Annotated in this window: 20 protein-coding genes; 7 read left to right on the top strand and 13 right to left on the bottom strand. The window is 37.8% G+C overall.

Going from position 1 to position 22,367, the window contains the following annotated elements; genetic code table 11:
- Positions 1-325: 325 nt before the first annotated feature.
- The 3 genes from M2408_RS07475 to M2408_RS07465 form a co-directional block, all read right to left on the bottom strand.
- On the bottom strand, positions 326-1,477 hold the full coding sequence (locus M2408_RS07475) for an AAA family ATPase (protein ID WP_259180463.1): 1,152 nt from the start codon (positions 1,475-1,477) through the stop codon (positions 326-328).
- Complete coding sequence (locus tag M2408_RS07470) at positions 1,435-2,133, bottom strand: RNA ligase family protein (protein WP_259180462.1); 699 nt, start codon at positions 2,131-2,133, stop codon at positions 1,435-1,437. The genes M2408_RS07475 and M2408_RS07470 overlap by 43 nt, the downstream gene beginning before the upstream one ends.
- Positions 2,134-2,398: 265 nt before the next feature.
- Positions 2,399-3,574 carry a hypothetical protein gene (locus M2408_RS07465; RefSeq protein WP_259180461.1) on the bottom strand — a complete coding sequence of 392 codons (1,176 nt, stop codon included), beginning with the start codon at positions 3,572-3,574 and terminating at the stop codon, positions 2,399-2,401.
- A 335-nt stretch (positions 3,575-3,909) separates the two neighbouring features.
- Between M2408_RS07465 and M2408_RS07460 the strand changes: the two genes are divergently transcribed.
- Positions 3,910-4,308, top strand: coding sequence for a hypothetical protein (locus M2408_RS07460; RefSeq protein ID WP_223582440.1), 399 nt, complete (start codon positions 3,910-3,912; stop codon positions 4,306-4,308).
- A gap of 143 nt (positions 4,309-4,451) precedes the next feature.
- Entirely contained in the window at positions 4,452-5,063 is a 612-nt protein-coding gene (locus M2408_RS07455) for a hypothetical protein (protein WP_259180460.1), read from the top strand.
- A 43-nt stretch (positions 5,064-5,106) separates the two neighbouring features.
- Here the strand turns inward: M2408_RS07455 and M2408_RS07450 are convergent, their stop codons facing one another.
- From M2408_RS07450 to M2408_RS07440, 3 genes are all read right to left on the bottom strand, one after another.
- The gene (locus M2408_RS07450) at positions 5,107-6,267 is read right to left on the bottom strand and encodes an MFS transporter (protein WP_259180459.1); all 1,161 of its coding nucleotides are present in this window, start codon (positions 6,265-6,267) and stop codon (positions 5,107-5,109) included.
- A gap of 66 nt (positions 6,268-6,333) precedes the next feature.
- Positions 6,334-7,179, bottom strand: coding sequence for a helix-turn-helix domain-containing protein (locus tag M2408_RS07445; RefSeq protein WP_259180458.1), 846 nt, complete (start codon positions 7,177-7,179; stop codon positions 6,334-6,336).
- A 31-nt stretch (positions 7,180-7,210) separates the two neighbouring features.
- Positions 7,211-7,510, bottom strand: a complete 300-nt coding sequence (locus M2408_RS07440; protein ID WP_259180457.1) for a hypothetical protein — start codon at positions 7,508-7,510, stop codon at positions 7,211-7,213.
- A gap of 620 nt (positions 7,511-8,130) precedes the next feature.
- Between M2408_RS07440 and M2408_RS07435 the strand changes: the two genes are divergently transcribed.
- The 3 genes from M2408_RS07435 (at position 8,131) to M2408_RS07425 (ending at position 10,143) form a co-directional block, all read left to right on the top strand.
- Positions 8,131-8,529, top strand: coding sequence for a hypothetical protein (locus M2408_RS07435; RefSeq protein ID WP_259180456.1), 399 nt, complete (start codon positions 8,131-8,133; stop codon positions 8,527-8,529).
- A 283-nt stretch (positions 8,530-8,812) separates the two neighbouring features.
- A complete protein-coding gene (locus M2408_RS07430) occupies positions 8,813-9,349 on the top strand; it encodes a GNAT family N-acetyltransferase (protein ID WP_259180455.1) in 537 nt (178 codons plus the stop codon).
- Positions 9,350-9,612: 263 nt separating this feature from the next.
- On the top strand, positions 9,613-10,143 hold the full coding sequence (locus M2408_RS07425; RefSeq protein ID WP_120260739.1) for an NADPH-dependent FMN reductase: 531 nt from the start codon (positions 9,613-9,615) through the stop codon (positions 10,141-10,143).
- Between the two features lie 94 nt (positions 10,144-10,237).
- Here the strand turns inward: M2408_RS07425 and M2408_RS07420 are convergent, their stop codons facing one another.
- The 7 genes from M2408_RS07420 to M2408_RS07390 all read right to left on the bottom strand — a co-directional run bounded on the left by M2408_RS07420 (position 10,238) and on the right by M2408_RS07390 (position 20,161).
- Positions 10,238-11,386 (bottom strand): TlpA disulfide reductase family protein, encoded by a 1,149-nt coding sequence (locus tag M2408_RS07420; protein WP_259180454.1) that lies wholly within the window; start codon positions 11,384-11,386, stop codon positions 10,238-10,240.
- Between the two features lie 8 nt (positions 11,387-11,394).
- Positions 11,395-12,585 carry a thioredoxin fold domain-containing protein gene (locus M2408_RS07415; RefSeq protein ID WP_259180453.1) on the bottom strand — a complete coding sequence of 397 codons (1,191 nt, stop codon included), beginning with the start codon at positions 12,583-12,585 and terminating at the stop codon, positions 11,395-11,397.
- Positions 12,586-12,663: 78 nt separating this feature from the next.
- The gene (locus tag M2408_RS07410) at positions 12,664-14,112 is read right to left on the bottom strand and encodes a RagB/SusD family nutrient uptake outer membrane protein (RefSeq protein WP_259180452.1); all 1,449 of its coding nucleotides are present in this window, start codon (positions 14,110-14,112) and stop codon (positions 12,664-12,666) included.
- Between the two features lie 13 nt (positions 14,113-14,125).
- Positions 14,126-17,749, bottom strand: a complete 3,624-nt coding sequence (locus M2408_RS07405; protein WP_259180451.1) for a SusC/RagA family TonB-linked outer membrane protein — start codon at positions 17,747-17,749, stop codon at positions 14,126-14,128.
- A gap of 90 nt (positions 17,750-17,839) precedes the next feature.
- Positions 17,840-18,982, bottom strand: coding sequence for a FecR family protein (locus tag M2408_RS07400; protein ID WP_259180450.1), 1,143 nt, complete (start codon positions 18,980-18,982; stop codon positions 17,840-17,842).
- 99 nt (positions 18,983-19,081) lie between these two features.
- Complete coding sequence (locus tag M2408_RS07395; protein WP_259180449.1) at positions 19,082-19,675, bottom strand: RNA polymerase sigma factor; 594 nt, start codon at positions 19,673-19,675, stop codon at positions 19,082-19,084.
- Positions 19,676-19,819: 144 nt separating this feature from the next.
- Complete coding sequence (locus tag M2408_RS07390; protein WP_259180448.1) at positions 19,820-20,161, bottom strand: helix-turn-helix domain-containing protein; 342 nt, start codon at positions 20,159-20,161, stop codon at positions 19,820-19,822.
- 111 nt (positions 20,162-20,272) lie between these two features.
- On the opposite strand from M2408_RS07390, the gene M2408_RS07385 reads away from it, so the two are divergent.
- Together M2408_RS07385 and M2408_RS07380 are read left to right on the top strand one after the other, a co-directional pair.
- Positions 20,273-21,337: an NADH:flavin oxidoreductase gene (locus M2408_RS07385; RefSeq protein ID WP_259180447.1), complete on the top strand. Its 1,065-nt coding sequence runs from the start codon at positions 20,273-20,275 to the stop codon at positions 21,335-21,337.
- Positions 21,338-21,567: 230 nt separating this feature from the next.
- Positions 21,568-22,230 carry an alpha/beta hydrolase gene (locus M2408_RS07380; protein WP_259180446.1) on the top strand — a complete coding sequence of 221 codons (663 nt, stop codon included), beginning with the start codon at positions 21,568-21,570 and terminating at the stop codon, positions 22,228-22,230.
- Positions 22,231-22,367 lie beyond the last annotated feature (137 nt).

The following is a 22,367-nucleotide window of genomic DNA, read 5'->3' as shown; positions in this document are numbered from 1 at the left end:
ATCCTGCTAAAATGCAAAGCTATTTCAGAGCTGAACTTTTCATTATGCGGTCCCCATTTGTCCGTATGGCTTAAGTAAACACTACTTATCATCATCGGATAAACTCTGTAAGCAATTTTTTTGCCAATAAATCATCCAAATGAATTAAGCAGTATTCACTCCTCCAAAATACAAGAGATAGACTAACCTATCAACACCAAAGACCCCGCTTCCGAGCATTTCATGCTCTAAATAAGCGTTCACTTGGTGATGAGGTTTATCAAAAATATTGATTTTTTAAATAGATTTTTTATTGCGTACGTCAAAAACAACCTGAGGTTATGAGTTATTCAACTATATAACGGAGCTCATGTGCTTCCGTCAGTTGTGGTACTTCCAAGTTATGGAGCATTTTATCCAATACAGCATCTGGAAGCGGATGGGCTCTATCTCGATTTTGTACGCGCCATTGACGGTACGGTTTTTCGATATAGACCAGCTCAACATAGGCCTGATAACTAACAAAGAGGTCTATCAACTGCTTCCGCATTAAGGCCGTGATATTAGTTGCATTCCATATAAAGTCTTGACCCTGGCGTAGATAAATCTTAGCCTGTTCTTTCGCTTGTTGCACGACCCAACCATTCCGCTTTCTATCTGTTGGTTCGATACGATATTTACGACGAATATCGTCAAGACTAATGACTGGTATATCCTTGTTATGGTTAACGATATAATGATCCTTTCCCATACCAGGCAACCCAGACAGCATGATGACCGTTGATCTAAAATTATCAAAAGGAATATAATCCACATAACCATCCGCGCTGTTGAAGTAGGTAAATTGAGCATTTGGGGTCGAAAAAGATCGAGGTGACTCCCAGCAGTCAATCTCTTTTACATACAGTTCAAATAGCTCTAGGGCATAAAGCAATGCTCCTTGATCCTGACATATTCGCCCTTTGGCATCAGCCTCGGCTAGAAGTTTCAATTCTAGCATATTTACCCTTAACGATGCTTCTAACGCGCTACGCATTGGATCAACTTTGTCCATCAGCCAGAGCGGTAGACCATGAAAACGAACCAAACCTACAATTTCTTCCCGGAGGGAAAAGGGAGTTTCAACATCACGAAACAATATTTTACGTGCTGTCTGTGCACCTTTTCGCGCATGACTTGGTGAACTAATCCGTCCCTGTCCATCGACTACGGTCGTAGACCGTTTTTCGACGTCGTGCAGTAATGCGGCAGCCCAAAGCAGCTCCTGTCGTTGCCTACCTAATCTCCTATAGATATTGGATTGTTGCAATTGCTCAAGCACTAGCTGGGTATGAATAGCAACATTACCTTCTGCGTGATGAATCGGATCCTGCGGAACATTCCGCATAGCTTCTACCCAGGAAAATTGCTTTTCCAGTTTTAGCCAATCTTTATCTGTTGTTAATTTCCATTCCATTAGTTTTTCCCCCTTTCCCAAATAAGTTTTGTTCTTTGCCAAGATTTAGTCCAATGTTCATCCGTCTGTACATGTCCTTTGCGTACATACTTAAAGATATTATGCTGAAATTTGGAGGCGGGATATGCCTCCGCATTTCGGCAGACCAGACCTTCTGAGGTACAGCTAATTCCTGTTCCAGGATCTACAGACCCAAAGATCGAAGGTTGAGATGCCAGGTGTTGTACAGTTTTTTCCAACTGTGTTTCCGTCAGATCTCGTACACTGTCTGATCGCAATACTGGTACCATCGGCAAGTCAAACAAGTTAGCATAGAAGGTAACTTCCTCCCATGAAAGCCAGACCTCGTTGATTCGAGCCGCAAATACAAAGTAATAATGCTCCAACTGTGTATACGCTATAGAATGAACCGCATAAAGGTTTTCACCGAAAAACTCCAAGTCGCCCAAATCATTTTTCAATCGTCCCCAATGTTCCCGTAATTGTGCTGTCCAGGGGGATGTCGTTGGAGCAGCATGTGACCGGGCAAATACACCTCGTTTGGATAGACAATTGTTTTCGCCATCCAATTTTTCAGTGTAAAGTAGCTGTGAAAAGGATTGTATATCCGTCCAGTACTCATGATTAAAACGATCGTCACTGCTGGTTCCCGGTGAAAAAGGAAAATGGTAGGTACGACCATATTTTGTTGATTCCATTTTTTTAAATTAAAGTGAATAATACTGATTAAAAACACAGGTATAGCAGTAATCGAGTTGGTCATCTATCCCATCTGATTAAATTCTTCCTGCATATCGGCACAGTATTACATGACCTTACGTTCTAAAAATGTATAACAATTATGATCTATTTCGGCAAAAATAGATAAATTTCTCTAAAAATAAAAAACCGCTATACCATCTGACATAACGGAAAACCAAAACCTATAAATAAAAGCCCCTTTATGCAGGGTTTATATGGCTGTTATATTCTAATATAAGCATCCCATCCGGCACGCGTGTAATCCTGTTGATTATTTAAGAAAAGCTTAACATTATGTCCTCTAAGGCCCTTCCCACTTCTCAATATTTCACTAAGCTGTTCCCGCTGAATATTTTGCAACAGCATTTTCTCAATAAAGGGCTGTAATTTCAGGTCATCCGCCACACGTTTTATTGGGTATTGTACAAAGAACATATTGATCGCATAATTTTTTGATATTTTGACAATCCAGTCTTCCATCCCGATCTTCTTTAACTGATCAAAGATTGTCGGGCAATCCAATGTTGTACCGTTACGCAAGATAACACATTTAGTTTCTGCTGTTGTATATACGGCGACAATATCAACAAATCGAAGTTGCTGCAGGTTGATCTGTTGTACAAATTCTCCCCGCTTATCTAACAGGTCCCCCAATAGATATACATCGATGTTATCAATATCCACTCCATAGGGCTGTTCTTTCCTCTTCATCCCACTTTCTTTTATGGTTCGCTTTTCGTTTAGAGAAATTATCGCAGGGGTCTGTTCAAACTGTTCAAATGCGGGTCTTTTTTTGATAAAAGGTCGCCTTTTTGTCACCATTGGCTGTGGAGCTGGTAATTCTTTTTCTAAACTTACATTGTGCACTATCTGCATGAGTGGCCGATTATAGATTACAGCAAGGTTTTGCCGTTGGCCAACAGAATGATAGAGTAACGACCAGTTTTCTCGCATATAGACCATTAGACTATATGAAACAAAAATAGTGGCATAACGTATTCCATAGACCTGCATATGTAATTCAAAAAGCATCGATCGCTCTACTGACGACTGGCTGTAAACAAAGATAACAGCTACATACAAAAGTATAAATGGAAAAACAGAAACCAATAAAAGTGAAAAGAAAGCGATAAAATGTAGAACAATATCTAGTCCGGGTATGTTTTTGGCCTGTTCCCCCAGTCGCTCACGCATGTAAGGTACACTCCAGTATGTGGGCAAATTAAGTACTAATGATACCATTGTTGCTCCAATCCAAAAAACACAGAGCATAATAACAACCAAAATCCAATATTTCAACTGATCTGACCGGTCCAAAAAACCTTGAAACGATATTGTCTTTAGATTAAAAACAATAGACAGCATCAGCGAACTCAAAAAATAAATGATAGATTTCATGGCGTTTCTCCGAATTAATATCTGGTTAGGATAACTAAATTAATAATATCTACTCACAAAAGTATACTAATATAACAAATAATATCGAAATCACAAAACAAAACATCACGCAAACGATAATATTTATAAAAAAATAACAAAAGAATAACACTATTAAAAGCTCAAATACGATGATAAACGAACGATAATTGCTATTTTAGAAAGTCAATTGATGTATTAGAAAGGTATAACCGACCAATAACCTACATTTCACTGTCGTGTTATCATATTTTTAAGCAAAAATCACACTATTTATGATCAAAGATTGAGATATTGTAATATAATAAATTTAAATAATGAAACAGCAATTCAACAACCATGGTGTAGCCAAGGTACAATTTAGAATCTTGGCTTTGCCAGAAAGCTTGCTCGAAGTCGAGGTAAATGCTATTCGTCAAAACTTTCTATCCTGGATGGCCGCAAACTTCGCATTGACCACTAGTCAAAAATTTCAGTTGATGACTATGCCTGATGATTTACAGGAAACTTTAAGCCAAGCTATCGCTAATAGCTACGAACTTGGGCAGGCCGTTCAGTTTTTCAAAGAAACCGCTTCTAAGGACGATCAACCTGATTTGAAGGATATCGTGATCAACGGTGCCGAAACAATGGCTGAATTAAACAGCCAAGGTCTCAGAAAAGCCGATTTCGTAGGACAGCTGGCAATTAATATTCGCTATAAAGTGAGTATGTAATTTATTGAACGATTATCTAGTCCAAAACTGGGCTAACCCAATAAGCACCTTTAACTCTAATATCCGGTTTATTTTCTATCCCGAGGATTGAAAAGAAATCGGATATTAATACCAAGGATTTTCTTGACGCTATTTGTAATGAAATGAAGATATTGGATAACAAAATCAGATCGCGATTTAATATGCTATTTATCTGGCCTCAGAAATTATATACCTACAGTAGCATTGGCCAAGGTTTTGATACAGCTACGCAATACAACATACATCGAGCTAATATAGCCAGAAGCCTTACGCGACTATCGAGCAGACCAATTACAGTAGATAAATTCCTTTCACCCGCGGCTCACAGCAAACAATGTAACAATTCAAATGAACGGGTTCCACTTCCCTTCAAAACATGCTACACTGTTTGCCTTTGGCAGCCTTATTTTTGGTTAACTGACACTTATTCGGCCTTGATCCAAGGCAATGATCAGCTCCGTCTACTCAATGACGCCAACCTCTATACAGCTGCAGCTCAAGCCGACATACTTTTCTTTAGTAGTGGTGGTAACTTTTCGGTCAATGACATTTTAGAGCAAATCGACCTCAGTGATAAATATGTTATTATTATCTCCACCTACAGTGAACAAGAAATACGTACGAATATCAAGCACCGCATCGACCATTATCAAAATGCATATCTCGTCGATTCACAAGCTGAGTTTGACCAGCTCATTACCAATATGCTAGCTAAGGCTACCAAACAGGATTAACAGCAAGCTAAAGCTTGTAGTCCTAGCCATCGTTAAAGTTTAATTATTTATTTTTCTGAACGATCAAAATCCACATGGATACAGCTGCTGCCACACCACCGAAGAAATAGATGGATTGATACCCATGCCATCCTGCGATAATACCCGCAACTGGTCCGGCTATTCCTAGCGAAATATCAAAAAATGCAGCATAAGCGCCCAATGCCGTTCCACGCATCTGTGGACTTACCTTTTGTATAGCGAGCACACCAAGTGCTGGGAAGATTAGTGAGAATCCTATTCCAGTGAGACTACAACCTATAATCGCCATGGCTTCCGAACTAGCGAAACCAATCAGCATCTGCCCCATCATTTCAATCGCTAAAGAGACCATAGCCACCTTATAACCCCCAAATCTATCCGGAAAAGAAGCACAAAATACTCTTGTCAAAACATAGAAACCACCGAAAGCTAAAAATGCTAAGGACGGATTTATCCAGCTTTTCTCCGTAAACAGCAGCGTGATAAAAGATGATATACAGGCGAATCCTATTGAAGAAAATGCTAATGCGAGTCCTTGTTCGGAAATCATCCCTATAACCTTATAGAAAGGAGTCCGTTGATGCGAAGGATCCACTGGCAGATTGGGTAGCTTGATCGTGCAGATCCAGCTTATGGCAGACAACAAAATCATTATCCCAAAAACATAACTTGTACCCCATACCCCGGATAGATAAATAGCTAAGGGTGCTCCCAAGGCAATACCTGCATACATGGCAATACCATTCCAGGTCATAACTTTCCCCGATTTTTGATGCCCCACTAGTCCAATACCCCAAGTTAATGCGCCAGTAATAGCCAAACTTTCAGCTATACCATGTACTATTCTTGCAACAAAAAGCATCAATAAAGCCAATAAGTGAAAATCCCGAAGATGATACGCTGTCATATAGATCAGGCCTGTTAGCATTGTCATAATGACACCATACTGCTTAGCAGTCTTAGCGCCTTTGGTATCAGCTATTTTTCCAGCAAAAGCTCTTGTTAACAAGGTGGCAATAAATTGAATTCCCACTACCGCTCCCACAATTAAAGGACTAAAATGAAGTTCATTTTTTATCAACGCAGGAACTGTTCCCAAGGTGATACCGATGCAGAGGTATATCGCAAATACCGAAATCATAATCGGACTGATTGTCCACATCGATTGGTTTTCTTCTTTCATATCTGTATATATTATTTAAATTTTACAGATGCAAAATTAGATAGCCGTTTAGTATATTATAGGTCGTTATTCATGCATATGATTGGACAAATAATGGTTATTTTGCCGAAACTGTCCTGCAGTGCATCCCAAGTTTTTCTTGAAAAACCTCGAAAAGTAGGTATGGTCTTCGTAGCCGAGGCTAAAAGCGATTTCTTTGACATCCATATTTGTATAAAATAGTAGTCGTTGTGCTTCCAATAATACTTCGTTCTGTATCCAATAGCTCGCAATAAACCCTGTTATCTCCTTACTTACTTCGTTGAGATACAACGGTGTTATATGGAGTTGCTCAGCGTAGTCTTTTACCTGTTTAACTTCCTTAAACTGCTGGCTTATCAAGTTTTTAAACATCGTCACAAGCTGGTACTTGTGGCTACCTGTTTTCTTATGTATTTGACTTTGGGGTACAAAAGCTGCTGTTAAATACCCTATCAAGGCATTGACATGTGCTTGGAGAATAGATTGATAGAAGATTTTTTCTCCTTGTTCGATAAAATCATATAAGATTGCAGCCAGTGTAAATACAGGATGATCTGGTCTCAAGCTGATAACCTGTCGATTATACATAAAAGAATCGATCATAGTTCTATATTCCATAGGAATCAGTTTAGGCTCTACAAAAAGCATCCAGCATTTAGCATGTTCATTCAATAGACATTGGTGAACTTGACCGGGCGCGACGAAACAAACCGATACCTGCTCCAGTATCCATTGTTTAAAATCGATGGTCCAACATGACCGCCCCTTTTGCTGTAGAATAAACATATAGTGATCGTCCCGATGGGGTACGGCAGGTCCTTGAGAGAGTTCCTTAAATGGAAGCATCTCAATTCCCTGGGTGGACAATTCCTTGTTATGGATGGGTATCATAGTTTTCAGTATGCTGCATAATCTATACCTTCTAAAGTTGCGACTGCAATCGGATCCAGTTCAAGATAAGAAGTAAAATAAAGATACCAAGGATATACATTTCTACTTTATTTACTTTAGTTGCCCCAAATTTCCATACACAGATCCGATCAACAATGAGTAGCAGCAGGATTGGAATCAGGCCAAATATTCCGATGTATATAGCCATCAATTTATCTGGAGCAGAAGGCCCCGTACCCAATATCGTAACGGTTGCTGCGATACCCATGAGTCCTAATATCGCAAGGATAAAAAAGAGCGTACCTTTTGCTTTTAAGAATTTTATCATCATTAGTTTTCTATTCCAATACCACGTAAAGTAATGTTGATTTACGGCTGTTAGGGTTATTCAAAACAACGAATTTCAACACTTTAAAAGATAAAAAACAAGCCCCCGAAAATTCGGGGGCAAGTGGCCCAAAGCCGGTTCATTTTTCTAGTTCACTAGGGAATGTTCCGAACCCTGCAACCAAGGATAATAGCTAAGTTAGTTAATTTAAATCACACTATTACCTGTGAGCTTTTTTTTAGAGGTTCGGTTCAATAAATCTAGTCCCTTATAACGCATAAAATTTGTATTTAGATTATTTTCTAAATCGGATTTATCTACACAATACAAGGGTATAAAGAGCAGCATGCAGACGACAATTGGGTAATTGAAGCTAAAGCAAATGGCCAATACTTTTATATGCGATATAGGGAACGAGTTGCGCTCGGGCAATGGATTGATGAGCAGCTAGCAAAAAATCAATAAGATCTACAATTAAAGTAAAATAATGTAAGAATCTGGAAAATAGAACAGAACGCATACAAATAATTATAAACTTTTATTATTAAATAAATTTAACGATATTTAATTTGATACGCTTTATTCTCGAATATATTTTGTAGATCTTTACTCAAATTAACCTTATGAATAGTATAAAGGCCACTGCAACCCATTTTCGCTATAAAAAGCATCCCGGAGATTTATTTAGGGACACTTCTGTTCAATTACTACCACACCCCTATAAAAATCAGTCAGAGTTTTGGGTATGGTTTCATCCCTCGTACCATCGCAGTGAAGATATTGCCGATCTGAACGATTTGTATAAACAACTCCACAATTTCTCCTGCCGGGAGGAAATCACAGAAGCTAATCCGGAATTATGTTATATCGGCATACCCAAAGAACGAATTACCGAAGAGATCAAACTTCTTGAGCACAAAATATATCAGGATTGTTTCGAAAACTTCTATTTATTGATTATTGAAGGACATATTGAATTAATAGAGAACAATCAGCATGAGAAAAGTGAATCTCTATCTTAATTATTATTTGTCATTATTATTTTAGACTGTCAATTTTCAAACAACCTACGCAATTAATATTCAGCCCTATATTGCATTGGTATGTACATTAACTATCACCTGAGTATACATCTACAAAATGAGTAAAAGCTGATATTTACGAAATACGAGCTTATTGAAAAAAGAAAGTGGATAAAGATAATTGTAAAAGCGGATACCATTTTAAAAATGATATGTAAATTTGTTCTGAATACAAGATAACCTTAATTCAATTGTTTACAACCACTTTATTAATACCAACAAGATGCATGACTTTCCAAGATTAGAAACAGAAAGACTTATTCTCGACAAAATAACAGTGGAAGATATACCACAGATAGTAATATATCTTCAGGACAAGGTCTTTTCTGATTATACGTCAAATATTCCATACCCCTATCGAAGAGAAGATGCTGAGTTTTGGCTTACACTATCGGCCGAGGCCTTTAAAAACCGAAAGGGATTTACTTTTGCAATTCGGGATAAAACAGGGAAATTACTTGGGGCTATAGGACTTCACGATGAAGGTTCGGATAAAGCGGAATTAGGTTATTGGATCGGCATTCCAAACTGGAATAATGGCTATGTTACTGAAGCGGCAAAAGCTATTATCGATTATGGGTTCAGAGAATTGAATTTCAATAAGATCTATGCCACTTATTTTCCTCACAATCCAGCTTCAGGAAAAGTCATGGATAAAATAGGTATGAAAAAAGAAGCCCTACTGAAACAGCATCTGAAGAAAAATGGGAAATATTATGATATCCCAATGTATTCTATTTTTAAAGAAGATAGGAGATAATATTTTACACGTTCAAGAAAAAAATAACCCAGTTTTTATTCGATCTCAATAGAATTGGTTTTGTTTTTTACTTTCATCAGATAAAAGTCTATTCTGCGGATAGGATATTGGTAATGATACTTGACTCATCTTTTCAAGCAGATACTTATCTATCACCATATAAAATAATAATACCCTACTATAATCCAATAATGAAATGGAGGAGCCATTTTTATCTAAAAATTCGGTAAATTCACGGTATAGACAAACACACAAAGCACAACATGAAAGTATTTGCATTTGCTGGAAGCAATTCTTCCACCTCAATCAATAAACAATTAGTCAAGTTTGTTCTGAAAAGTTTTAGTGACCATGAAATAAACTTGATTGATCTCAACGATTATAATATGCCTGTTTTTTCTGTCGATCTGGAAAAAAATGGTTTTCCAGAGGAGGCTCATCGTTTTCTGGATAATATTACCGAAAGCGATATCATTATCTGTTCATTAGCGGAGAATAATCGTTCGTATAGTGTTGCCTTTAAAAACGTTTTCGACTGGGCTTCCCGGATAAACGTAAAGGTATTTCAAGACAAACCAATGTTACTAATGACTACCTCTCCTGGCGGCTATGGTGGTGGGAATGTAATGGCCGAGGCTCAAAAATTCTTCCCGCAATTTGGCGCTATCATCAAAGAAAGCTTTTCACTGCCAAAATTCTATGAAAATTTTGATCTGAACAATGGTGTCATTAACCCCGAGCATCTCAGCACACTCAACGAAAGAATAGACAACTTTAAGAAACAACTATTCTAATCATTTTTTCAATTGCATGGATGTCGACACAGAGAATCCACTTTTTTTGAGTTAAAAAGGGGGCATTGCATTGAAATGTCCCCTTTTTATAATCTTATTTGATTAATTCTGTGAGTCTATCAGTTAGTTGTTTGCCTTTTAAATTAATACCGACGATCTTCCCCTCAGGCGATATCAAATAATTTTGCGGGATAGCCTGAATACCATATAGCTGGGCAGCGTTATTTTGCCAACCATTTAGATCAGATATCTGCGGCCATTTCAAACCATCTTGTTCGATGGCTTTTGTCCAATTATCTTTCTTTCCTGGTTTATCGAGTGAGATTCCCAAGATTTCAAAACCGGGTCCTTTAAATTGCTTATAGATTTCAACTAAATGTGGGTTTTCGGCACGACAAGGACCACACCAAGAAGCCCAGAAATCCAATAGTACATATTTACCCTTGAAATCCGATAATTTCAGCAAGCGACCATCTGGTGTCAATTGTCCGAAATCCGGCGCTGGTTGTCCAATTCCCAATTTCTTGGCAAGTAGTATTTCTCCTTCAAGCTTCTCTCCTATTGTTGTTTTTCGTAAGTTAACAGATAATTTGAGAAACAGAGGTTCAATCTGGCTGACATCACTTCCATACCGTGCTACTTCCTGAAGTGCCAATAAGCTAAAATAATTATCCGGATTTTCGACAATAAATTTACGCTGTGCCTGTACACGCAGCTCTTCGATTTTCTCGATCTCTGTCGAGACCTGCCTCAGTGCTTCTTCGTTTCGATTTTTATCCTGATATAAGTCAGCACGTTTGGATTGCTGAGCGATCAGCTGCTGCTCATAGGAATGTAGATAATCTTGATATTTCCGATAAGCAGCCTGCAATTGTCCTCCTTTTACAATAGATGATTCAAAAGGATCTTTAATAACAATTTCTGTATTAGCCTCAAGAGGGTCTACATAAAATGTAAGGCGTTGCATGGGTCCCCCCTTTCTATGGAAAAATGAAGTACCATCTTTAGAATAAAACAATATGACCTGTGTAGGTTCATCAATTTGTCCTTTATAAGCTACATTTGAAGAATTTAAACTGACAGAATCTATTTTCAGTTTTTGACCAACAAAATAGCGGACAAATACCTTAGCCTCTGAAGCAGGAGGCTGTCCGTTGAGAGTCAGCTTAAAATCTTGTTTTTGTCCCACGACAATTCCAATCATAGATAAGCTCAAAAGAGCTGATATAAATATTTTTTTCATGTTGATTGTTAAAGTGCTTTAGCACGCTCCAATAGCGCATCCGCCAGTTTAATGATTTTTGAAGTTTCCAATTCAGCCAAGCCTCTCGCAGCTTCTGCCGCTTTGATGGCTTCCTTCTTTTTATTCAATGCAATGCAGATATCCGCTAGGGTTCCCTGATTGGAATAACTCGATGGATTCATCTCTGCTGCCTGTTTTGCAAGGATGTAACATTGTTTAAGGATAGCAGGTTTAGCAACATCTCCTTTTGCATTGGCATTACGTCGTGCAATAAAACTAAGCTTCTCATCCTCGTCTTTTAGGAGTCCCTTCCGCAATTTGTCAGTCAACGAAACAAACTCTTTTTCTGTACCATGAGCTGCGATCCATTCAACCTGATACATTGCAGCGTCAATCTTGTGTTCCGGTTTATTTGACTGCTCAAAATAGACCAGTCCTTTTCTAAATTCGTCGGCTTTGCTATCACGGATGTAACCATACATCGCATATCGCAAGAGCTGTATTTCCTTATTCTCAAATTCAGTTGCCAAGGCTATGCTTTTAAAATACGTCTTATTTGATTCGAAAAATTTACCATAGCGATCCTCCATACTCTGTGCCATCATTTTTATCGTTTCCCAACCATTTGGACTTCTTAAAAACTCATCAGTGGCAACACTGTCCAAAGCTTTTTTGGCATTATTGGTAGCCTTATTGTCCGTTTGTTCCATAACTTTTATGTAGCGCAACAGAAAGTTAGATTCACGAACTCCTTGATCATACTGCTTACGCAGATTGGGAATTTGGTAGTTGGAATCATTAGCTTGTTGTGCCTGCTTCAGGAAAAGATCGGCCTCCATACGGGACTGCGTTCTATAGATCAATGTCCCCTGCCCATCCAGAAACAAATAGGTAGGAAAACTTTTTATCTGATAATTTTTTGCAATGTCCACTCCCTCACCTACCTCACAATCAAACTTGGTATTAATAAATTTCGAATTAAAGTAATCGGCAACTTCAGGCTGTGAAAACACATTGCCTTCCATCCATTTACAAGGAGCACACCAGGAGGTAAAACCATCTAAAAAGATCAGTTTATTTTCTTTTTTTGCTAATTCCTTCGCTTCGCTAAAAGTCACCTTTTGGAATTGTATATGTTCTTGCGCCAGCAATATTACAGACTGTATGAAGGCCAGCGATGTCAATAGTAGTTTCTTCATGAAAATATTTTTTAAAACTTGGAACCAATCTTTGCTTATAATGGGCAAAGATTGGTTAGGTAAAAGCATTTATATTTTTTATCGTTCATACTGTGGAATTCCCGGATTTAGGGAAAGTACTTTGGGTGGGACCGGAATTATCATTCTAAGGTCTGTTGACTCCATTTCAAATACTCTACTGGCCAACGGATGCTTAATTGATTTCTTATAATTATCCGCAATAACCAAACGCTTCAGGTCGATCAATCTATCAGAAGCCGTAAAAGGCATCTCACGTCGTCTCTCTTCAAGAACCAGCTGTAGCACTACTTTCGGATCATTAGCTGTCAATGCCTTATTATTTTCAATACGGCTATTTCTTAGTGTATTCAAGAAACCCAAAGCCTCTACAATGTTTCCACCGCGCGCGGCTGCTTCCGCAGCGATCAGAAATAATTCTGAGGTATTAAATCCTGTACTGAATTCAACATAAGGCGCATAAAGTACACGTCCGGGAAATTTGATTAAATTAGGACCAAAGGAGGCTTGATCACGGCAGAAAAATAATTCATAACGCTTGTCTTTTGCTTCAGCAGGAAGATCTTTGGCGTAAGTATCAATTAATTCCTTGGACGCATAAAATTCAGCATTTTGTGTTCCCAATGAACTTGTACCTAATCTCGACCATACTGCTTCAATATTGGTTCTTGAATCCGGAAATTGTATCGAATTGTCAGTCTTTAAGCAGACCCTTCCCCATGTTGTTTTGTCCTTATTTGTATATAAGCTATAGTCGATCAGATTGCTATTGGAGGCTAGTGCCTGCTTAGCATTATCTAAAGCCTCTTTGAATTTTCCTTGATAAAGGTATACCCGACTCAAAAAAGAATGTCCCACAGAGCGTACCGCCTGAAATTTATTTGATTGTGTTGTGCTTAGATTAGGAAGTGCATCATTAAGATCTTTTAATACTTGGTCATAGATAGCCTGTACTGACACACGCTCATATTTTTGATTTATATCTTCTTTTAACACCAAAGGTACGCCTAAGTCCTTGTCCGCACTAGCTGGGTTGTAATGGGCAGCATAGATATTGACCAGACTCAGGTACTCAAATGCCCGACCGATTTTTGCTTCGGCCCATACCTTTTTTTTCTCAGCCTCCGAGCCATCGGATGAAGTCAATACATTATTTATGATTACGTTGTAAGTAAAGATGCGGCTATATGCTGTTTCCCAATACGGATCATACTGACCATTTTCGAATATTGCCCCCCGAGCAAAGCTATATAGCTGTTTTTTCACATAATCATAATAGTCAAAGCTCGCAGCAGATTGTACGTCCTGTGGATCGCCCGATTGTATATTATCGGCCAAATAATTTGGATAAACGGGTGAGGCACGTACCAACGACTGATCATTTAATAATAATTTGTAATCGTTAAGCGCTTCCGGAATCGTAAATCCCTTTGGTTTTATATCTAAGTATTTATTGCAGCTACTCAAAATAGTTAAGCTAAATAGCAATCCTATATATATATATCTCATTATTTCTCTTTTTTTAAAATCCGACAGACATGCCTAAATTATATACCACTGGTGCTAACACTCCCCTACCAGGGCTGGTAACTGAGCTATAACCGGTCCACACTTCAGGATCAAGATTTTCCCTATTTGCAGCCCAACGCCACGCATTCAATATCTGCCCAGTCAATCGGATATAACTCAGTTTGGTCGGCGCAATCCATTTGCTTGGAAAATTATAAGACAGGGAAATATCTCTCAACTTGATGTAATCTGCTTTTTGAACAAACTTGTGTGCCGCATTATAGATGTCCGATATATTACCAGAGGCTGCTGAAATGAACGCTGGGGCAATATCGGGATTATTTTCATCCCCCGGTTTTTTCCAATAATTCAACCAAAGCTTATCGAAGTTACTGTTATAGTTCAATTCGGCATATTTACTTAAAAACTCGGGATGAACACCTCGCATTACATGGCCACCATTGAAAATAAACATGAAGGAAAGGGTAAAGTCTTCATATCTAAACCCATTTCTGAAAGAAACATTATACGGTGGAATTGTAGTTCCTTCATAAATGAGATCGTCGACTGTCAATTGCTGTGTACTTTCGACCAGGCTGCCGTCCGCCTTTCTTGCCAAAGGTCTTCCTTTATCATTCAATCCTGCGTAATCGATGCTATATAAACTTCCCATTGGGATGCCGACTCGGTTTTGAGGAGCATAATAATAATAGTATGGCGTATTTTGCTGTACAAACAGATTCGTAATCTCATTTTTATTGTAACTAAAATTCAAGGTACCGTTCCAGCTGAACTTTTCGTGTTGGATAATTTTGCCATTAAGCCCCAATTCGATCCCCTTATTGCGCAGATCACCATAATTAAGCAACACCATATCCCAACCCAATGTTGGATCTAATGGCGTATTTCCCAAAAGATCTGTGGTCTTTTTGCTATAAATATCTATAGAAGAGGAAAGTCTATTATTGAATAGGGAAAGATCAAGTCCAAAGTTGAATACACTTGTGCGCTCCCACCTTAACAGGGGGTTAGGAGGCGAATCAATGTAAGCCTGCATTTCACCATTAAAATAGTTTAAACTATTACTGACCCGCGAAATCAAATAAGGCCCATTGTCCTTCGGTACATTACCATTCACGCCATAGGTCATTCTTAGAGACCAACGATCTAATGGCCGCCAATCTATTTTTGGCAAATGATACAACGTTCCTATTGACCATAAGGGTTTATATTGATTTTTGATATCCGTACCGAATAGGTTAGATTGATCTATCCGTATACTTCCACTTAATGTCAGCTTTTTGCTGTATGTATAAGATCCATTCGCATAAAAAGAGACAAATCTATCAACTAAATCCTGAAAACCGGCTTCTCTTTTTGAGATAGAATAACTATTAAACAGTGCCTGTGTATTTTGAATTTGAATTCCGAACAACTCTTCGTTAATTCCTTTATAAACTAAACTGCTTTCATCATAGCCATATTTATAGATATTGGTATATCGATTATTAATTTGCCTACGTTCAGCACCTGCTATGGCAACGATTTCATGTTTATCCTGGATGATGTTCTGATAGTTGAACTGACCACGTAAGGTATAACTATTGACATCATTACGTTGTTCTGCAAATTGCCCTCCCTGAGGAATATTACGTTTTATTAATCCATCTTTTCCGATCTGTGTAGCATCATTAACCATAGCGCTGACCAACTGTGAGGTCTTTCTATTTAATGTTCCATTATAACCTTCGGTTCTTTCACTCTGATAGGATAAATCGAAATCCAACCCTCTAGTAATCTTAAAGTTTGCTGCAAAATTTAAATTGAGATATTTATTATAAAACTTTTCATGTACAGCAGAAATATGATTTACAGGGATATAAGTCTCTTCCTCCAGGCCTAATCCATTTAAGCGATCTATCTCATATTGAGATTTCGAATTAAACCACTGGGAAGCGGAACCATCCTCATTACGGAGAAGATAATATGAAGCTTTTCCGCCAATATAATTGTCGTAAAAATTGAAACCAATGTCTCCCTCTCTATTTTGATTTTTCCCTAGAATATTCGCTCTTAAGTTAAACCAATCCGTAAACTTAAAGTTATTTTTCAAGCTAAATCCCAGTTCTTTATTGGTAGGCTTTCCTTTGTTATAATCTCCAGGCTGGTTATAATTTAACGAATAATGATAAGTATATCGGTCTGATCCTCCAGAAACCGCTAAATTATGCTGCTGGTCAAATCGAGTTGTATTTAAGAATTCATCCATCTGACTAAAACGATCCCTATTTCGATAAACATCCAACTGCTTCTCCATTTCCTCCCCTGAGATTACACCTCCTTTCTTGTTATAGAGAATTCGGTAAACGTCATTCATGGCCTTTCTAGGATCTATCGCAGCGTAATCGCCAGAACGATAATCAAACATTTCTTTTTGAAAGTTCACCAATTCAGCACTACTCATCTTATTTAGATAATTGCGACTCGGCAGCCCGCGAAAAGACAAGGTATTGCTATAATCGACCTTGGTTTTGCCTGCTGTACCAATCTTTGTTGTAATGACGATAACTCCATTGGATGATCGTACACCATAGATTGAGGCCGCAGATGCATCTTTTAGAACAGTAACCGAAGCGATTTCATTGGGATTAATAGCAGTGAGATCGCCTTCATAAGGCATACCGTCAACGACAATTAAAGGTGCGGCCTGCGCATTAATTGTTGAACGACCACGTATCTCAATACCTAAATTATTTTTGTTATTTTGCGGACTAGAGGTGTTACGAACCAAATTCAGGCCAGGAAGCAATCCATCAATTCGATCTAATAGGTTTGGTTGCAATCGTCCCTCCATATCTTTCGCAGTGACTTGCGCGATGGAACCAGCAGCGCGCTCTTTACTGATCTTTTGATACCCCGTATTTACGGTTACATTAACCTCCTGCAATTGTGCATCTATTGCATGCAGCCTAATTGTTCCAAGATCAGATTTTACAGGTAGTGAAAGTGGTGAAAATCCGACCATCGTAATCTCCAACAAACTGTTTGCACTGACGCTACTGATTTCAAAATACCCATTTTGATCTGTCGTCGTACCTTGTGGTACACCTTTGACACGAATGGTCGCACCTTGTAATGGACGATTGTTATCATCAACAACAAAGCCCTTGATCAACATCTTTTGATCTGATAAACTATTGTAGTTCGAAACAATTCCCCCTTGTTCGGCTTTTTCACGTACAACGATTATCTTTCCCTTAATTTCAAAACTAAGATTCAGATCATTCAATAATTTCTCAAGTGTTCCATTCAATGTTCCTTTTTCAACATTGAGCTGAACCTTCGTATCTGGATCAATAGTCTTTGCTGCCCATACATAGGAGTAGCCTGTCTGTTTATTGATTGTCGAAAAGACTTTTCTCAACGAAACAGATTTTTCATGAATAGATACACTTTGTCCATAAGTTTTAGCTCCTACATGAAGCAAACAACAGGACATCATAATGGTAGTAAGCGATATACGCATAATATTTCCCCTCCAATGCGACCTTCCCCAAAAGTCTGTCCGATCGCTGTTTTTCATAATTTCCGCTTGTCCGTGTAGGGCACGACAAACTTCTGCATAATTTTTATACATTTGTTTTAGGTTAAGAATTAAAATTCAGTTACAGTTAGAATTGCTTGACCAGAAGCCCTATTTGTTGCAAGCGTTTAGGGCTTCGTCTTTTCATTTAGATTGCTTTTTATCTACATAAATCGTGTTTTCTTTAAATTTGAAATTGACTTTTCCTGTACTCTCTAGTACATTGATAATATCTTTTAAGCGGCTATTACGGGACAACATCCCTTCAAATTTTTCTGACTTTATCTCGTTATCAAGGTAAACCACATTAACGTTATACCAAGCAGAAATATCCTCCATAATAACAGACAGCGGTTCAGAGTTGAATATAAAATAACCATCTTTCAATGCATTACCGATTTCAGTATCTATGGTTCTGCGTTGGATATGACCAGTATTGATATATGCCTCCTCTCCAGGAGATAAAATAATCTGCCTTTCTCCTTGCTTAACCTTCACTTTTCCTTCATATAAGGTAGTCCTAAAGTCACTTAAACTTTTATTTGCCTTAACATTAAAATGCGTACCTAATACCGTTACATGAATATTTCCGGTCTGAACATTAAATGGTTTCACTTGTGATAATTCTCCTGGGGCGAAGTATTTCTTTGCTACTTCAAAATAAGCTTCGCCGATCAATCGAACCTGTCTGAGACTATCTGTTTCATAATAATCCAATTGGGTCTCAGCATTCATCCAGACCTTAGTACCATCTGGTAAGAGAACGGCCATTTTACCACCTTTTGGGGTAGAAATAAGTAAGCTATCATTCCCCTTAGTCAGGCTACTGGGTAGAGTAGCGAAAGATAATACAGTATCTTTAGGTGAAATAGCGATCGAATCTCCATTTTTCAGGTAGATTGTACCTGCGGTTTGAGCGGGGAGGATTTTTACGTCTGGATTTGCCTGATATCCAGCATCCATCAGGTAACGAACAAAAAATAATATTAACGTACCAATTAGTACTGCAGCGATTCCATACGACCAAATCCTTCTGAAAGGGAAAATAGTTTTTGGAGCGCTCAGATGCTCCTGTTCAAAAGTTTCAAAGGATGCTTCCCAATCATAAGCAGATAAGCCCTTCAAATCTCTGCCCAACATCTCCTTATTATCCAACATATCATATACTTCTCGGTTCGAAGCCGCATTGAGTCGCCAAGAATCTAGTTGCAATTGCTCCTCATAACTTAATCCTTCAAGTTTTGACTTACTCAATAAATAGATGATATGTTCGGTTGTATGCTCCATATTGCTTTATATACTTAAAACAATATTTTGATTTCGTTTCTCTAAAGAGATTGGGAATATTCTTATAATCAACTGAAAATCAAATTTATAATTTACAACCTAATAATACAGAAGGAGTAACAGTAGACAAAAAAACTGATCAGGCCTAAGCCTTTGTCTGAGAAGTTCAATTCCTCTTTTCTTTTGATTGTATACGGTACTTGTGGTAATACCTAAGGAAATCGCAACTTCTTGTGGGCTTAAATCTTCTACGACCAGCTTGTATATTACATGTCGACACTGTTCTGGCAAGGTCTCTATAGCGTCGTGAACCTCACGTAGCGTTTCTAGATAGATCATTTGATGGCTGACAGGCAAGTCTATCAGGTCAAGCTGTGTGATATAGTTATTAGCAAGCTGTTGTGATCTCTTATGTTGTTGAATCCGATTAAGTGCCGCGTTTCTGCAACTTGTATATAAAAAACTCCGGATCGACTCAAAATGATTAAAATCGCTCCGTCTTTCCCATAGCTTTAAAAATACATCCTGGACAATTTCCTCAATAATAACTTTATCCAAGTTCATTTTTTCGAGAAAATAACACATTGGACTATAAAAGGTTTTGTACAAGAACTTCAACCCTTCTCTTTCACCTTCACGAAAAGATTCGATGAAATATTGTTTATTGTGTTCTTGATTTACCTTGTTTTTCACAATTCAATATTACTTAAATTTTAAATAAATATGAACCGTCTGGATTTAAAATTTCATATTCTGTTAGTTATACATATTCTTGTTATTACATTTCAGTAAAAAACAGTATATATAATCCAAAAAAGGTAAAGTAATTGCTATTTCTTATAATACCAACGATGCAGGCTCCTCATAATATTCCTCGTTCCATTTTGCTAACTGACACATAATCGGAATAAGTGCCTTTCCCTTTTCAGTCAGAGCGTATTCCACCCGAGGAGGTAACTCTTTAAATTCCTCCCTCAAAATAATACCATCTTCCTCCAATTCTTTTAAAGAGGATGTCAGTACTTTTCTTGAAATATTTTCGATCAATGCATCGAGTTGTCCAAATCGGGCTTTTCGATCTCTTAGTGTGTATATAATAATGGGCTTCCATCTTGTCCCCAAAATTCCCATAGAGCGTTGCATCGCGCATGAACAATTCTTAAAATCAGTTCTTTTCATTGCCAAAACATTTGATAGTTACGCAAAGGTAACTACTTTATACTATCAATAGTTACAAAAATACACTATTTAAAATATCTTTGTAAAGAAATTCGCAAATGAAATAAAAAAATGAGCATACAAACACTTTTCAGTCCGTTCCAATACAAAAATCTTGTATTAAAAAACCGTTTCGTCATGGCCCCCATGACACGAGCATTTTCTACTGACGGGATCCCTGGAGATGTCGTTACAGGTTATTATGAACGACGGGCAGCCGGAGATGTTGGTTTGATTCTAACCGAAGGAACTGTAATCGAAAGACCAGCGTCAAAAAACTTAAAGGACATTCCAAATTTTTATGGAGACCAAGCTTTAAACGGTTGGAAGAACATTCTAGATGCTGTTCACGCAAAAGGAGGCAAAATAGCTCCTCAAATATGGCATGTAGGGTATACCCCAATGCAGTGGACTCCGCCAGCAGCTTTTGAAAGTCCCGACACAATGACTTTGGCCGATATAGAAAATACGATCCAAGCGTATGCTGATGCTGCAAGATCTGCAAAAGAGCTAGGTTTCGATGCCTTTGAAATACACGCCGCACATGGTTATTTGATTGATCAATTCTTTTGGGAAGGGATGAACCACAGATCAGATGAATTCGGTGGTAAAACGATAAAGGAGCGTTCCAGATTTGCTGTCGAAGTAGTGAAAGCAATGCGAAAAACCGTTGGACCGGATTTTGTAATTATCATCAGACTATCACAATGGAAACAACAAGATTATACTGCAAGATTAGCCCCTACCCCAAAGGTAATGGAAGATTGGATTTTACCATTAGTTGATGCAGGCATAGATATTTTCCACGGAAGCCAACGACGCTATTGGGAGCCAGAATTTGAAGGTAGCGATTTAAATTTCGCCGGATGGCTGAAAAAGGTCTCTGCCCAACCGACAATAACGGTAGGATCAGTAGGACTTGACAAAGATTTTGGTGAAGTATTTACAAATTCAGAATTTAAGTCGTCTCCAGCTTCACTAGATGAATTGGTACGTCGATATGAAAGAGGGGACTTCGATTTGGTCGCAGTAGGTCGGGCGATCTTGCAAGATCCAAATTGGGTAAAAAAAGTTCAAGCAGAACAATTCGAAGACTTATCTATCTTTGAGGCCAAAAGCTTAGCAACTTTGTCTTAGCTAGATCAATGCGCTAAGTATTCTAATAATTCATATTAACAGTTATATGATAATAATCCGTAAAAGACGAGCATTCACTTTTATGGATAAAACAAGATATCCACTCGTTTTTGGGTATCTTGTTTTTTGTTAATAAATCATATGAGCTTCCCTAGACTAATATTTTTCTAATTTTGGATATCGACACATTATTAATAAATTGTAGTCAAAATGCATTTAAACCTACCATCATGTCCGATACCCATATTTATATACTTAGTGGATTAGGTGTTGACCGAAGGGTTTTTGACAAAATAAATTTTGGGGGCTTAAAAGTCATACACTTAGAATGGATCCCTCCAATTTCAACAGAATCAATTTCATGCTATGCACGACGATTATCCACTAAAATTACGACTGAATGCCCCGTTCTTATTGGATTATCTTTCGGAGGTATGGTTGCCATGGAAATAGCTAAAATTATTGATGTAAAACAAGTTATATTACTCGCATCGGCAAAAGATGATAACGAACTTCCTAAACTTTACAAACTTATTGGAACACTTAGAATCCACAAATTTATTCCTGCTTCAGTTCTAAAATCACATCATATTTTATCAAATTACTTCTTTGGTATAAGCTTAAAAGAAGATAAAATGATGCTTAAACAAATACTACAAGAAACCGATGCTAAATTTCTATCTTGGGCGATCAATCAAATCGTAAAATGGAAAAACAAGACTATTCCCAACAACTTGGTCCATATCCATGGCTGCAAAGACCGCATTATCCCAATTAGAAATATAATCCCCACTTTTATCATTCGAAGAGCTGGTCATTTTATGACAGTCACTCATGCAAAAGAAATTGAAACGCTTATACAGAAGATATTACATAAAGATCCAAACTATTAATAGCTCTATCTAATCAGTAACGATCTATCAGCCAAACAACTCCGATAAAGAAGCTTAATGACTAACTTTGGATAAATATTAAAACAGAAACAGTTTAATTTTCCTTCTATTTGATGGTAGCTTATATTTTTATGTTA

It is taken from the genome of Sphingobacterium sp. BIGb0165 (genome assembly GCF_024810095.1).
In the GTDB taxonomy this organism is placed as follows: domain Bacteria; phylum Bacteroidota; class Bacteroidia; order Sphingobacteriales; family Sphingobacteriaceae; genus Sphingobacterium; species Sphingobacterium detergens.
This window is presented reverse-complemented; position numbering and strand designations above follow the sequence as displayed.